Here is a 14703-nt window from a genome sequence, read left to right as displayed (position 1 = left end):
CAGGTGACCACGGAGCTGCACCAGACCCGGCAGCGCCTGGCCGAGGCCGAGGAGCCGATCGCGATCGTCGGCATGGCCTGCCGGTTCCCCGGCGGCGTCGACTCGCCGGAGTCGTTGTGGCGCCTGGTTTCCGACGGCGTCGACGCCGTCGGGGAGTTCCCGGCCGACCGCGGCTGGGACCTGGAGGGGCTGTCCGACCCGGACGGCACCGACACCTCGTACACGCGGCACGGCGGGTTCCTCGACGGCGCCACGGAGTTCGACGGCGGCCTGTTCGGCATCTCGCCGCACGAGGCACTGGGCATGGACCCGCAGCAGCGGCTGCTGCTGGAGACGTCCTGGGAGGCCCTGGAGCACGGCGGCATCGACCCCCTGTCCCTGCGGCGCGCCAAGGTCGGCGTGTTCGTCGGCCTGATGAACAGCAGCTACGCCGGCGGCGCCACGGCGATCCCGGCGGAGACCGAGGCGCACGCGGCGCTGGGCAACTCCACCAGCATCGCCTCGGGCCGCCTCTCCTACACCTTCGGGTTCGAAGGCCCGTCGGTCAGCGTCGACACCGCTTGCTCGTCGTCCCTGGTCACCCTGCACCTCGCCGCGCAGGCCCTGCGCGGCGGCGAGTGCTCGCTGGCACTGGCGGGCGGGGCCACCGTCGTCTCCCAGCCCGACGCGTTCATCAGCTTCAGCCAGCAGGGGGCGCTGTCCCGAGACGGCCGCTGCCGCGCCTTCGCCGAGGAGGCCGACGGGTTCGGCATGGCCGAGGGCGCCGGGATGCTGGTTGTCGAACGGCTGTCCGACGCGCGGCGGCTCGGCCACCGCGTGCTGGCCGTCGTCCGCGGCTCGGCGGTCAACTCCGACGGCGCGTCCAACGGCCTCACCGCGCCGAACGGCCCGTCCCAGCAACGCGTGATCCGGCAGGCGCTCGACGCCGCCGGTCTGTCCACTTCGGACGTCGACGTCGTCGAGGCCCACGGCACCGGCACCTCCCTCGGCGACCCGATCGAGGCACAGGCCCTGATCGCGACCTACGGCAAGGAGCGCCCCGCCGGCCGGCCACTGCTGCTCGGGTCCCTGAAGTCGAACATCGGCCACTCGCAGGCCGCGGCGGGCGTCGGCGGCGTCATCAAGATGGTGCAGGCGCTGCGGGCCGGCGTCGTGCCGAAGACCCTGCACGCGGCGAACCCGTCGTCCCACGTGGACTGGAGCGCCGGGACCGTGGCGCTGGTACCGGAGAACGTGCCGTGGCCATCGGCCGGGCGGCCGCGCCGGGCCGCGGTGTCGTCGTTCGGGATCAGCGGCACCAACGCCCACGTCATCCTGGAACAGGCGGCCGAAGAGCCCGCTGCCGGCTCGCCGGACGGCGTCTTCCCGCTGGTGCTCTCGGGCAAGACGGCGTCCGCCCTGCGCGACCAGGCCGCCGCGTTGCGCGCCTTCCTCGACGAGAACCCCGCGCCGAGCCGCGCCGATGTCGCGCACACCCTGGCGACGGCCCGCGCCGCGCTCGCCCACCGCGCGGCCGTCGTCGGCGAGGACGTCCGCCGCGGCCTCGACGCCCTGGTCGACGACGAGCCGAGCGACCTGGTGGTCCGCGGGATCGCCCGCGCCCAGGGCAAGGTCGCGTTCGTCTTCCCCGGCCAGGGCTCGCAGTGGCCGGCCATGGCCCGCGAGCTCCTGGAGCACGCGCCCGCGTTCGCGGCGTCCGCCGAGGAGTGCTCGACGGCCTTCGACGCGCACCTCGGCTGGTCCGTCCTGGCCGTGCTGCGCGAAGAACCGGGCGCGCCGGAGCTGAACCGCATCGACGTCATCCAGCCGGTGCTGTTCACGGTCATGGTCTCCCTGGCGGCGCTGTGGCGCGCGCACGGCGTGCGGCCCGCGGCCGTCGTCGGCCACTCCCAGGGCGAGGTCGCCGCGGCCTACGTGGCCGGTGGCCTCGACCTCGCCGACGCCGTGCTGATCGTGGCCGCGCGCAGCAAGGCGTCGGCCCGGTTGTCCGGGCACGGCGCGATGGCGACCGTCGCCCTGAGCCAGGACCGGCTGACCCCGCGCCTCGAGCCCTGGGGCGACCGGCTTTCGGTCGCGACGGTCAACAGCGCCTCCTCCTGCGGCGTCTCCGGCGAGCCGGAAGCGCTGACCGAATTCCTCACGGCGTGCGAAGCCGACGGCGTCTGGGCGAAGCGCGTGCCCGGCCTGGACACCGCGGCGCACTCCGCGCAGGTCGACGCGCTGCGCGAAGACCTGCTGCGCGACCTGGCGTCGATCCGCCCGCGGCGTTCGACGATCCCGATGTATTCGACGGTCACCGGCTCGGTGCAGGACACCGCCGGGTTCGACGCCGGGTACTGGTACCGGAACCTGCGTCAGCCGGTGCTGTACCAGCCCGCCGTCGTCGCGCTGGCCGAAGACCGGCACACCGTCTTCGTCGAGTGCAGCCCGCACCCGGTGATCGCGATGCCCACCCGGCAGACCCTGGAGGCCGCCGGCACCGAAGCGGCCGTCGTCGCTTCCCTTCGCCGCGAGGACGGCGGACTCGCGCGGTTCCACGCCGCGCTCGCCGAGGCCCACGTGCACGGCGCCGTCGTCGACTGGGCCGGCGTGGTCCCGGGACACTTCACCGACCTGCCCACCTACCGGTTCCAGCGGCAGCGCTTCTGGCTGGACGCGCTGAAGACGGGCACCGGCGACGTCGCCGCGGCCGGCCTCACCGGCACCGGCCACCCGCTGCTCGGCGCGGCCGTGTCCCTGCCCGAGTCGGACGCGGTGCGCTACACCGGCCGCGTCTCCCTGGCCACGCACCCGTGGCTCGCCGACCACGCCGCGATGGACGCCGTGCTGCTGCCCGGCACCGCGTTCGTCGAGATGGCCGTCTCCGCCGGGGCCGAGCAGGGCTACGGGACGCTGGCCGACCTCACCCTGGCCGCCCCGCTGGTCCTGCCGCCCGAGTCCCCGGTGCAGCTGCACCTGGCGCTGGGACCGGCCGGCGCCACCCGCTCGGTGGACGTCTACTCCCGGACCGACGGGACGGAGTGGACCCTGCACGCCACCGGCTCCCTGCTGCCGACCACCGACCCGGCCGAGCCCGGCCCGTGGCCGCCCGCGGACGCCACGCCGGTCGACCTGACGCACATCTACGCCGAGCTGGCCGCGATCGGCCTCGGCTACGGCCCGGCCTTCCAGGGCGTGCGCTCCGCCTGGCGGCGCGGCGACGAGGTGTTCGCCGAGGTCGACCTCGACGCCGCCCCCGACGGGTTCGCCGTCCACCCGGCGCTGCTGGACGCGGCCCTGCACGGGGCCCTGCTGGGCGGGCTGCTCGGCACCGGGCGCCCCGGGCTGCCGTTCTCCTTCACCGGCGTGCGGGTGCGGCCGTCCGCGACCACCGCGTTGCGCGTCCGGCTGTCGCCCGGCCCGGACGGGATGCGGCTGGTGGCGGCGGACCCCGCCGGCGTCCCGGTGTTCTCCGTCGACGCCGTGCAGACCCGGGACCTGGCTCCGGTCGACCCGCTCTACCAGGTGGACTGGACGCCCGTCGCCGTGCCCGAGTCCACTTCGGACATCGCGGTGCTGGCGCCGGACCGGCTCGGCCTCGGGCTGCCGGTGATCGATGCGCCGTCCTCCGCCCCGGCCGTCGTCCTGGCCACAGTGGACACTTCCGGCGCGGACCTCGCCGAGTCGGCGCGGAACGCCGCGCGGTCGGCCCTCGATCTCGTCCGCCGCTGGCTCGCGGAAGGACCGCCGGACAGCAAGCTCGTGCTGGTCACCCGCGGTGCCGTGGCGACGGCGCCGGGGGAGCAGGTGCCGTGCCCGGCGGCCGCGGCCGCCCGCGGCCTGCTGCGGTCGGCGGCCGCGGAGGAGCCCGGCCGGTTCGGGCTGCTCGACCTCGGTCCCGGCGACGTGCTGCCCGCGGTCTCCGACGAGCCCGAACTGGCCGTGCGCGACGGCGTCGTGCTGGCCCCCCGGCTGGCGAAAACTCCTTCGCCCGCCTCTCCGGTCCAGCTGAACCCCGACGGCACCGTGCTGATCACCGGCGGCACCGGGGCGGTCGCCGGGCTGCTCGCGCGGCACCTCGTGACGTCCTACGGCATCCGGAACCTGCTGCTGGTCAGCCGTCGTGGCCCGGAAGCGCCGGGCGCCGACGCGCTGTCCGCCGACCTGGCCGCCCTCGGCGCCACAGTGACGGTCGCGGCGTGCGACACCGCCGACCGCGGCCGGCTCGCGGAGGTGCTGCGGACGGTTCCCGCGGCGCACCCGCTCACCGCCGTCGTGCATTCCGCGGTGGTGCTCGACGACGGCCTGGTCAGCGGCCTGACCCCGGAGCGCCTGGACCGCGTGCTGCGGCCGAAGGTCGACGCTGCGGTGGCGTTGCACGACCTGACGGCCGGTGCCGACCTGGCGGCCTTCGTGCTGTTTTCGTCCGCGGCCGGCGTCTTCGGCAACCCGGGACAGGGCGCCTACGCGGCGGCCAACGTCTTCCTCGACGCCTTCGCCGAACATCGCCGGGCTTCGGGCCTCCCCGCGCACTCGATGGCGTGGGGTCTGTGGGAGGAACGCGGCGAATCGACCTCCGACGTCACCGGAAGCGGTCTGCCGACGGAAGCGGGTCTGGCGCTGTTCGACGCGGCGCTGGCCGGGTCCCGGGCGCTGTCGGTGCCTCTCCGGCTGGACCTGCCCGCCGTCGTGCGGGCCCAGGACGGCGCGGTGCCGCCGCTGCTGCGGCGTCTGGTGCGGGTGCCGGCCCGGCGGAAGGGGGCTTCCCCGGACCAGTTCCGCGCGCGGGTTCTCGGCGCGGAGCAGGCGGAAGCGGAGAAGCTGCTGGTCTCGCTCGTGCGGGGGCACCTCGCCGACGTCCTCGGGCTGGGCTCCGCCGAGGAGATCGATGCTTCGTCCCGGTTCCTGGAGCTGGGCGTCGACTCGCTGACCGGGGTCGAGCTGCGCAACCGGATCAACGCCGCCACGGGGCTGACATTGTCGGCGACGCTGGTGTTCGAGCAGCCGACGGTCCTCGACGTCGCCTCGACGGTGGCTTCGGCTCTGCGGGGTGCTGCTGCTCCTGCTGCTCCTTCCGAACCGGCGGGGGTGTTCGGCCCGATGCTGGCGGAGGCCGGCCGGACGGGCCGGTTCGGCGAGTTCGTCGAACTGCTGGCCCGCGCGGCGCGGTTCCGGCCGTCGTTCGACGCCGGGTCCCGGCCCGGCGGCGTCGACGTCGTGCGGCTGGCCAAGGGGACGGCGGGGACCGAGCTGATCTGCGTGCCGTCGGTGCTGGCGATGTCGGGGCCGCAGGAGTACGCGCGGTTCGCGGCGGCCCTGCGGGACCTGCGGGACACGTCGGTCCTGACGCTGCCCGGCTACCACGCGGGCGAGCCGCTGCCGGCGTCGGTTCCCGCGCTGGTGGAGGAGCTGGCCGACGTCCTGCTGCGGCACACCGCGGGCCGTCCGTTCGCCTTGGCGGCACACTCGTCGGGCGGTCCGGTGGCGCACTCGCTCGCCCGGCACCTGGAGAGCCGGGGTTCCGCTCCGCGTGGGCTGGCTTTGCTGGACACGTACTTGCAGAGCGCGGACGTCCTCGCGGACGTCCAGGGCGAGCTGGCCGGGGAGATGACCGGCGCCTCGGTCAGCGACGCCCGCCTGACGGCCATGGGCGGCTACCTCTCCGTCTTCGACGGCTGGGCACCCTCGCCGCTTTCCACGCCCGTCCTGCTGCTCCGCGCTTCGGACCCGCTGCCGTCCTGGCGGAACCGCACCGGCTGGCAGGCCACCTGGACCGACGCGGCAGCGATCGAGGACACCCCAGGCGACCACTTCTCGATGATGCGCGAACACGCAGCCTCCACCGCCCACCGAGTCCACACCTGGCTCCCCACCCCCTGACCCGCCCTCCAGACACGCGAGTTCCGGCCTCAATGACGTGACATCCGGCTTCCGTCACGCGCGATGCCTGCTCAATCACGCGTGATGCCTCTCCAGTCACGCGTGATGCCCTTTTCCGCACAGCCTGCGGTGAGGTGCTTGGTGGGGTCGGGGTCCAAGAAACGGCTTCGCCGGGGCGTGGGCTGAACGGCAGCTCGTCGACCTTGCCGACCAAGCGGGTCCTGCGCAGGTGGCCGGTGCCGGATTGCGGATCATTGCCCGCCTTGACCCCGACCGTTCCGACGAAACCGGCACCCGCGCCAGCGCCGTGCTCGGCTCCTTTGCCGAGCGCCGCCGCCTCCGCCGGCTCGTCTCGGCGGGCCTGCGCCGCGCCCTCTACCTGCGCGACTGCGGCTGCTCCTGCCTCGCCGCTTGAACGAAGCACAGCGAAAGGCCCGCAGCCACCCGGCTGCGGGCCCATCGCCACGCGCTCAGCAGAGGCGAACCCCTACCAGGAAGCCACCTCATGCCTCGGCATCTGCTCCACATCACCGGCGTGCGCCAGCCACCGGTGCCCGCTCGGCAGCTCCGTCCGGCGGTTGATGTTCAGCTTCCGGTAAACCCGCGTGAGGTGTTGCTCCACAGTGGACACCGTGATGTACAGCTTCCGCCCGATCTCCCGGTTCGTGTGCCCCAGCGACGCCAACGACGCCACCCGCTGCTCCGCCGCGCTCAACGCCGACGGACTCCCACCCAGCTCCTCATCCGCAGCAGACGCGCCAGACGCACCAGACGCAGCAGACGCAGCAGCAGCAGCCACCGCCGGCGCCCCGGCCGGAGTCAGGCTGCGCCACAACGGGTCCGCGCCGCACGACTTCGCCAGCTGGACCGCACGGCGCTGCGCCGTCCGGGCCCGGTTGTAGTCGCCCAGCATCTGGGCGCACTCGCTCAAGCCGGCGAACACGTGCGCGAGCTCGTACCGGTCGTCGCACGTCTGCAGCTCCTCCGCCGCCTTGCGGAGCATCGGCAAGCGCTCCTTGAACTCGCTCACCTCCGCCAGCGCCCGCAGACCCACCGCGTGCGCGCGGACGCGGTCGTCGCCGCACCGCTCGAGCTGGTCGCGCAACAGCTTCCGCGCCTGGTCCGCGTGGCCCAGCCGGGCGTGCGCCTTCGCCGCGCTCAACCGCCACGGCACCAGCTCCGGGTGGTCGATGTCCCACCGGACGGCCAGGGTGCGGACCGTCGCGAAATCCTCCAGCGCCGCGTGGAGCCGGTCCGTGGCCAGGTAGTGATCGCCGCGGGCCATGAGGTACTGCAGCCAGAAACCCGTCCGGCGCAGGCCCGGCGGGAGGTCGCGCTTCAGCTCGGCCGCCGCTTCCTCGTAGCGGCCCATCTTCGTCAGCGCGTCCACCAGGTGCGCCAGCGGCAAACCGAGCACCGTGCCCCAGTTCTGGGCCGGCAGGATCGTCAACGCCTCCCGCGCACACCGCTCCGCCGCGTGCAGGTCACCCAGCCGCAGCGCCACCCCGGCCTTGACGTCCGTGATCACCGCCCGCAACGTCGGCGAGTCCCGCACCGCCTTCATCCGCAGCAGCTCGTCGCTCCAGCGGTCCGCCCGGTGCGGCTCACCGGCGAGGACCAGCGCCTGCAACGCGGCGACGACCTCCTCCAGCTGCGGCACCTCGATCAGCCAGCAGCTTTCCAGGACCTGCTCGGCTGCCGCCAGCGCCTCCTCGCGGTACTTCGACGACAGCGAGAGCGTCAACGCCTGGCCCGAGCACGTGCTGTCGTAGCGCCCCGGCGCCCGGCGCTCGCCCGCCACCTCCGGGTACCACACCCGCACCCACTGGCTGTCCGCGAAGCACTCCGCCGCCGGCTGGGCCAGCACGGTCGCGGCCCGGTCCAGCCGTCCGTGCCACAGCAGCGAATAGACGTAGTCGGCCGTGTTCTGCGTGCTCAGGTGACCCTCGTCGAACGACGCGCCCAGGGCGCCGAGCCGCAGTGCCGCGGCCGTCGGGTTGGTCCGGTTCTGGATCTGGACCAGCCGGGCCGTGAACGCCGCCGCGTCGCGCGGGCTCATGCTCTCCGGCTTCGGCAGCGTCAGGTACGCCACGGCGACGTCGGTGCGGCTCTCCCGCAGCGCCTCCTGAGCGGCGTTCCACAGCACCGGCAGCGCCCACGGCTCGGCCGTCCCGCCGCGCAGCAGGTAGTCCGCGACGACCGCGTCGGGCTTGCCCTGCTGGTGCAGCCGCAGGGCGGCTTCGAGGTGCAGCGCCCGCGTCTCGTCCTCGGGCAGCTCACCCCGCACGGCCTTCGCGGCCCGCTGGTGGCGGAACCGGTTGTCCTCGATCAGCCCGCTGTGCTCGAGCGTGTGCAGCGCCGCGGCCACCTTGGACGGATCCAGCCGCAGGATCTGCGCCAGATCCTCCTGGTCGCCGTGGCCGTCGAGGACCGCGACCGCCCGGGCCGTCCGCACCAGGTGCGACGGACTGCGGTGCAGGCAGCTCAGCACCGCGTGTTCGTACGCGACGCCCGCGGTGAGCTCCGCGGCGCCCGCCGACTCGTAGTCGTCGGCGAGGGCGTGCGTGAGCAGCGGGTTGCCGCCGGTGAGCCGGTGGCACGCCCCGGCCAGCCTGCCGGCCGCCTCCGGGCCGAGCCGCCCCGCCAGCACCTGCGCGACCCCGCCGACCGACAGCGGGGGCACGGTCAGGTGCCGCGCGTGCGGCTGCCGGATGATCTCCGAGTGCAGCCGCGACCGGGCCGGCCGCGCGCTCGCGCTCTCCGTCAGGATCATCAGGATGCGGGAGACGCCGATGCGGTGCTGGATGTAGAGCAGCGTGCGCAGCGACGCGCGGTCCGCGAACTGCATGTCGTCGACCACGACGACCAGCGGCCGCTCCTTGGACAGCTCGAGCAGGGCCACGCAGATGCCGTGGGCGATCCGCGCGTCGAAGCGCAGGCCGTTGCTCGTGTCCGCGTCGGCGGCGGCGCCCATGATGCGGTGGGCTTGCGTGACCGTCTCGGGCGGCAGCAGGGGGTTGCCGAACAGCTGGTCCAGCAGCCCCAGGTGGACGTCTTCTTCCGCGAACGAGCCGCAGGCGCTCAGCACCAGAGCCCCGGAGTCACCGGCCCGCTCGGCGAACCGGCGGAGCAGGCTGGTCTTGCCGCTGGCCACGCCACCGGTCAGGAGAGCGACTACCCCGTTGCCGCGCCGGCTTTCGTCGAGAAGCTCGATCAGATTGTCTAGAACCTTTTCCCGTTCAACCAAAGCCATGTGTCTATCACCCCAGTGATGTTCCCCGCCGAAGGAGTGTGACCACCCCAGTGACGCCCTTCGACGTAGCTTGCTATCCCCAGTTACTTCCTGTGACGAAGAGCTTGTCACCATCAACGAAGTCCTCTTCGGCAAAAACAAACGTAGCCGCCCCGGCACGGGTTGACCAGCGCAGGTGGAGGGAGGTGGGAGTCCGCCCCGGCGCCGCCGGCCACCGCATTCACCAGGGTGAAAACCATTCGATTTCTCCCGAGGTCCGTCGAGCACATCCGCGCCCTCAATCACCCATACGAGTGAAAAACTGGTTTCGGAGCGTCAGATCACCCGGGTTTTTGACGGTTGGTGGCAGACCCGTCACGCAGGGATGCAGATCGCACGACCGGGGCAGCCGGGACGAATGCGTCGAATCGGACAGGACGTCGGAATCGATCGAGGGTCTAACTCGTTCGGCCTAAACTAGCGCGCTCCGTGGCCGAAGCTCCCGCCCGCCGCTACTCAGAGTGGTAGCGCCTAATGGGGGAGCGGGGCTGTCAACCAGGCAGTGTGCGGTCTTCCCGAGATGATCTCCAGGTCGGGGCCGGGTCATGGGGTCACCCTCGGGGTCTGATCCCTGACGTGCCGTCATATGCCGTCACTCGTTCGGACTAGAACCGCGCTCCACCCGCCTCCGAAGCAGACCTTCGAGGTCTCCACCCCGGACGAGCCGGATTGTTGTGACCCAGACCTTCGGCCGACCCGCGGTACTAGGGGTCGAGTAGGGGTTCCGGTCGGGTGGGGCACCCCTGAACCGGGCAAAAGGGGCGCCGAAGTCCGGTGGTGGAGTTTCGGTCTCCACCCTTCGCGGTCACCTCCGCGACCACGCGGAGGCCCGCGATGTCCGTTTCCGGTGACGCCCGCCCGCCGCGATGTCACGGTCGCGGGAACGAATGGGGAACCGCGGGAAAACCGCCGGGAATTCGGGTGGGAGCCCACCGGCTGGGAACGCCGGATCCCGCTGAGCGGGCCTGACGCGAAACGCGAGAAGACCGCCTCGACAACGCTGTCGAGGCGGCCTTCGCGGGGGTCGGGAACTACAGGCTGGTCACCGTGGTGACGTCGGCGGCGGCGCCGGTCGTGTCGAACAGGCGGGTCGCCTCGCCGAGCACGTCGGCGGTGTATTCGCGGTGCGGCTGCAGCAGCACCACCAGGTCGGCGCCGGCCAGCGCCGCGGCCAGGTCCGGGACGCACTGCAGGCCCGCGAACACGTCGATGTACGGGTCGTGGAACGCCACGTCGGCGCCGCGGTCGCGGAACTGCCGGATGATCGGCTCGGCCGGGGTCTCGCGGGTGTCCGCGACGTCGGGCTTGTAGGTGACGCCCAGCACGAGGACCTTCGCCCCGTCGACCGCGACGGAGTGGTCTTCCAGGTGCTTGCACACGCGGTCGGCCACCCAGAACGGCATGCCCTTGTTCACGTTGTGCGCCGTCTCCGCCATCTTGAACCGCAGGCCGAGCGTGGTGGCGTGGTGCACGAGGTACAGCGGGTCGGCCGGGATGCAGTGCCCGCCGACGCCCGGACCCGGCCAGAAGACCTTGAACCCGTACGGCTTGGTGGCCGCCGCGCGGATCGTGTCCCAGACGTCGAGGTCCATGCTGTGGCACAGCTGGGCGAACTCGTTCACCAGCGCGATGTTCACCTGGCGGAACGTGTTCTCCAGGATCTTGGCCGCCTCGGCCTCGCGCATGCCCTTGGTCAGGTGCACGAGGGTGACGCCGCGGTAGAAGTCGGCCGCCCGGTCGCGCGACTGCTCCGTCAGCCCGCCGACGAGCCGGGGCGTGTTGCTGAGGTCGAACTTCGCGTTGCCCGGGTCGATGCGCTCGGGCGAGTACGCGAGGTCGAAGTCGACCCCGGCCAGCAGGCCCGACTCCTCGAGGATGGGCAGCAGCAGCCCGTCGGTGGTGCCCGGGTAGGTCGTGGACTCCACGATCACCAGCTGGCCCGGCTTGAGGTGGTCCCGGACGGTGGCCACCGCGGACTCCAGCGGCACCAGGTCGGGCTGGTCGTCTTCGCGGACCGGGGTCGGGGCGCACACGACCACGACGTCCGCCTCGGCGAGCACGGACGGGTCGAGGGTGGCGCTCAGGTTCCCGGCCACTTCGGCCAGTTCGGCGTCCAGCACCGTGTCGACCGGGGAACGGAGGGCGTTGACGGCTTCGACGCGCTCGGCGCTGATGTCGAAACCGATGACCTGACGGCCGAGGCGCGCCTGCGCGACAGCCAAGGGCAGACCGGTGTACCCGATCCCCAGAACTACGATATGCCGATCGGTGTCAGCCATGGCGATATCCTCGGATTCTTTGTGGTGTTTTCGCGGGCGGTTACCAGGACATCCGGTACGGGACGAAGGATTCGCCGTATTCCCAGCAGTGCGAGCCGCCGGTGGCGGCGTCGATGGTCCGGACGTGGTTCAGCGAACGGGGCTGCCGCCCCGGGCGCATCTGCGTGCCGTAGGCGCGCAAAGCTTCTTCTTTTTCGGCCCAGTGGGCGGAGGTGTCGACGTGGACCCACCACGGTTCGGAGTCGGCGGACCAGCGGTCCTCGACGCCCCGGTAGCCGAGCACCATCCGCGGGGTCGGCTTGAGCCCGGGGCCGTGGATCCGGGCGGCGGCGAAGGCCGCGCGGAACACCGCCTGGTGGTCCTGGTGGTAGCCGCCGGCGGCCGGGATGACCAGCGCCTCCGGGCGCACCGCGGACAGCGAGCATTCGTCGTGCTGCTCGATGAGGTTGACCAGGTCACGCTGCCGGGTCGTGATGTCCAGCTCGCCGGTCTCGTCGATCCACGCGATCGTCCGGGAGGTGACGCCCAGCGCCTTGCACGCGGTCTCGAACTCGGCGAGGCGGGTGTCCGGATCGCTGTGCGAGCCCCACATCTTCGCGGCCCGCACGGTCACGCACAGGACGTGCACGCCGATGCCGGCGGCGGCCAGCCGGGCGACGGTGCCGCCGGGGCCGATGGTCTCGTCGTCGGGGTGCGGGGCGACGACGAGGACCTGGTCGCCCGTCGACAGCCCGAACGGGTGTCGTTCAATTTCGTTGGTCATCAGCGCGGACTCTTTCGTCTTTTAGGCCGCGTGCTCCCGCCGAATCGAATGCGGAATTCAGGGCGGCTGATTTCCGGAAAACTCCGGAACCGTTTGCCAGAAGGCTAGTAAGACGAAGATGGGCGGACAACCCCTGCCGGGATTCGGCGACCCCTAGCAGCCCCCTGGATCGGTATCGCGGGGAATAGGGGTGCGGAAATCAGTCGGCGAGCCCGTGCCGGTAGACGTAGCGCACCGCTTCGCTGCGATTGCGGACGCCGATTTTCATGAACACATTGTTGGCGTGCGTTTTCACCGTCGCCTCGCCGATCACCATCGCCGCCGCGATCTCGGCGTTGCTCAGGCCGCGGGCGATCAGCGACAGCACTTCGGACTCCCGGGCCGTCAAGCCGTGGAGCCCGGTGCGGCAGCCGGTGCGCGCGCCCCGCTGCGACGGCGTCGCCTGCGCGGGCACGGCCGCGTCCGGGGTGAGCGCCGCGACCAGCCGCTTCGACACCGCGGCGTCGAACGTGATCTGCCCCGCCGCGGCGGCGCGCAACGCGGCCGCGATCTGCTCCCGGCCGGCGTCCTTGGTCACGTAGCCCTTGGCGCCGGCGTGCAGCGCGGCGGCGATGGACTCGTCGTCGACGTAGGTGGTGAGCACGAGCACCGCGACGCCGGGGTGCTCGGCGGCGATGCGCTTGGTGGTCTCGATGCCGTCGAGCACCGGCATGCGCAGGTCCATCAGGACCGCGTCGGGCGGGTCCTCCGCGATCGCGCGGAGCGCCTCTTCGCCGTTGCCGACGTCGCCGATGACCTCGATGCCGTCCATCAGGTCGAGCAACGCCACGAGACCTTCCCGCATGATCTGCTGGTCGTCCGCCACGATCACGCGGATCGCCGGTGCGGTCATTCCGGGACCTCGGCGGTGACGAGCCAGCCGCCGCGGGCCGGGTCGGCCGGCCGGGCGACCAGCGAGCCGCTGACCAGAGCCAGCCGTTCGCCCATCCCGACCAGGCCGTAGCCCGACGACTCCGGCGCCGGATCCGGCGGTGCCGGCACCGGGTCGTTGTGCACCCTGAGCGTCACCTTCGCCGCCGAGTAGTCGAGCAGCATGCTGATGGGCGCGCCGGGCGCGTGCTTCGCGGCGTTCGTCAGCGCTTCCCGCCCCGCGCGCAGCAGGGAGATCGACGTCTCCGGCCGGACGGCGCGCGGGGTGCCGGTGGCCTCGAAGGAAACCGGCACCCCGTGGTCGTGCTCGTGTTCCGCGGCCATCTCGGCCAGCGAAGCCGGCAACGGCGGCGTGTTCCGGCGCAGCGCGGCCACGGCCCGCCGCGCCTCGTTCAGGCCTTCGTTCGCGAGCCGCCGGGACCGCCGCAGGCGTTCCAGCGCCCCTTCGCGGTCGCCTTTGACGCTCAGCAGTCCTTCGGCGAGATCCAGCTGCACACTCAGGGCGCCGAGCGAATGTGCCAGCACGTCGTGGATCTCCCTCGCGATGCGGGCGCGTTCCTGCAGCGCCGCGGCTTTGGCGTGTTCGTCGTGCATCAGGCGCGTCTGCTTGAGCAGCAGTTCCGCCTGGTGCGCCTGGACCTGGTACTGCCGCCGGTTCAACCCGAACAGCGTCGAGATCAGCATCACGATGGCGTAGCCGAGCATCGTCACCCACGACTGGTGGGCGAGGGCGCAGCTGGCCACCTCGACGGCGATCTCCGCCCCGGCGAAGCCGATGATGAGGTTCGCGCTGACCCCGGTCAGCGCCGCGAACACCCCCAGCGGGACGCCGGCCATCAGGATCGCGGTGCCGTCCGTGCTCAGCCCGACCACCGGGACGGGCAGGAACGAGCACAGCGCCAGCGAGGCGGTCGCCACCCTCGGCCACGTCCGGTCGGACAGCGCGAACAGCAGCCAGCAAAGGAAACTGGCGCCGCACACCGTCCACACGAGGGGGGACGCCCTGGCCGTGAGCAACGCGCCGAGGAGCAGCAGCGTGCTGACGACCTGGACGACGAGCCACCCCGGGGCGACCCGTTCGGCCAGCCCCAGTTCGGTGTCCTCGTCGCCGGTGCCCCGCACGGTTCTTAGCTCTTCTTCTTGAACATCAGGACGATCACACCCAGGAACAGGATCGCGAGCAGGGCGATCCCGCCGATGATCAGGTACCGGTGGAGCATGATGTCCATGACGTCGCTCAAGCTCGTGTCGGCGAGCACTGTCGTGGTGTCCATGGTGGGTCCTTCCCCTCAACCGCTCTTGCGCTGTGCCCCGGCCGGCGTGGTCAGTCGGCGTCCTTGTGCTTGACGTGGCCCTGCTTTTCGCGCTCGCTCAGGTAGTCGAGCGCTTTGGTGCCGAGCGCGCCCTTGTAGCCGTTGCTCTTGTTCAGCTTGTTGCGCACGACGGGTTCCACCATCTGCTTCGCCTGGTCGAATCGGCCCGTCTTCTTGAGCGCGACCACGACCACGCCGAGCAGCAGGAGCAACAGGATGATTCCGCCACCGATCATGGCGAAACGGAGAAGCATGAAACCGATTACT

General features: G+C 72.1%; 9 protein-coding genes. 2 read left to right on the top strand and 7 right to left on the bottom strand.

The window, feature by feature from the left end:
• Positions 1 to 3: 3 nt before the first annotated feature.
• Positions 4 to 5859, top strand: coding sequence for a beta-ketoacyl synthase N-terminal-like domain-containing protein (locus ACH54P_RS22200; protein ID WP_489916564.1), 5856 nt, complete (start codon positions 4 to 6; stop codon positions 5857 to 5859).
• A gap of 244 nt (positions 5860 to 6103) precedes the next feature.
• Positions 6104 to 6274 (top strand): hypothetical protein, encoded by a 171-nt coding sequence (locus tag ACH54P_RS22195; RefSeq protein ID WP_489915680.1) that lies wholly within the window; start codon positions 6104 to 6106, stop codon positions 6272 to 6274.
• Between the two features lie 72 nt (positions 6275 to 6346).
• Here ACH54P_RS22195 and ACH54P_RS22190 read toward each other — a convergent pair whose 3' ends face one another.
• The 7 genes from ACH54P_RS22190 to ACH54P_RS22160 form a co-directional block, all read right to left on the bottom strand.
• The gene (locus ACH54P_RS22190) at positions 6347 to 9112 is read right to left on the bottom strand and encodes a helix-turn-helix transcriptional regulator (protein WP_489915679.1); all 2766 of its coding nucleotides are present in this window, start codon (positions 9110 to 9112) and stop codon (positions 6347 to 6349) included.
• Positions 9113 to 10182: 1070 nt separating this feature from the next.
• Positions 10183 to 11430 (bottom strand): nucleotide sugar dehydrogenase, encoded by a 1248-nt coding sequence (locus ACH54P_RS22185; protein ID WP_489915677.1) that lies wholly within the window; start codon positions 11428 to 11430, stop codon positions 10183 to 10185.
• 40 nt (positions 11431 to 11470) lie between these two features.
• Positions 11471 to 12193, bottom strand: a complete 723-nt coding sequence (locus ACH54P_RS22180) for a PIG-L deacetylase family protein (RefSeq protein WP_489915676.1) — start codon at positions 12191 to 12193, stop codon at positions 11471 to 11473.
• 199 nt (positions 12194 to 12392) lie between these two features.
• Positions 12393 to 13085: a response regulator gene (locus tag ACH54P_RS22175; RefSeq protein WP_489915675.1), complete on the bottom strand. Its 693-nt coding sequence runs from the start codon at positions 13083 to 13085 to the stop codon at positions 12393 to 12395.
• Entirely contained in the window at positions 13082 to 14245 is a 1164-nt protein-coding gene (locus ACH54P_RS22170; RefSeq protein WP_489915674.1) for a sensor histidine kinase, read from the bottom strand. The genes ACH54P_RS22175 and ACH54P_RS22170 overlap by 4 nt, the downstream gene beginning before the upstream one ends.
• A 5-nt stretch (positions 14246 to 14250) precedes the next feature.
• Entirely contained in the window at positions 14251 to 14397 is a 147-nt protein-coding gene (locus ACH54P_RS22165; protein WP_257918517.1) for a hypothetical protein, read from the bottom strand.
• Between the two features lie 50 nt (positions 14398 to 14447).
• Positions 14448 to 14690: a hypothetical protein gene (locus ACH54P_RS22160; RefSeq protein WP_489915672.1), complete on the bottom strand. Its 243-nt coding sequence runs from the start codon at positions 14688 to 14690 to the stop codon at positions 14448 to 14450.
• Positions 14691 to 14703 lie beyond the last annotated feature (13 nt).

Source organism: Amycolatopsis sp. N2S4-7 (assembly GCF_058119595.1).
This window is presented reverse-complemented; position numbering and strand designations above follow the sequence as displayed.

What these genes read in the sequence shown, in the direction of transcription:
- ACH54P_RS22185 (WP_489915677.1), bottom strand. Translation starts at nt 11,430, where the DNA reads ATGGCTGACACCGATCGGCATATCGTAGTTCTGGGGATCGGGTACACC.
- ACH54P_RS22160 (WP_489915672.1), bottom strand. Translation starts at nt 14,690, where the DNA reads ATGCTTCTCCGTTTCGCCATGATCGGTGGCGGAATCATCCTGTTGCTC.
- ACH54P_RS22165 (WP_257918517.1), bottom strand. Translation starts at nt 14,397, where the DNA reads ATGGACACCACGACAGTGCTCGCCGACACGAGCTTGAGCGACGTCATG.
- ACH54P_RS22190 (WP_489915679.1), bottom strand. Translation starts at nt 9,112, where the DNA reads ATGGCTTTGGTTGAACGGGAAAAGGTTCTAGACAATCTGATCGAGCTT.
- ACH54P_RS22175 (WP_489915675.1), bottom strand. Translation starts at nt 13,085, where the DNA reads ATGACCGCACCGGCGATCCGCGTGATCGTGGCGGACGACCAGCAGATC.
- ACH54P_RS22180 (WP_489915676.1), bottom strand. Translation starts at nt 12,193, where the DNA reads ATGACCAACGAAATTGAACGACACCCGTTCGGGCTGTCGACGGGCGAC.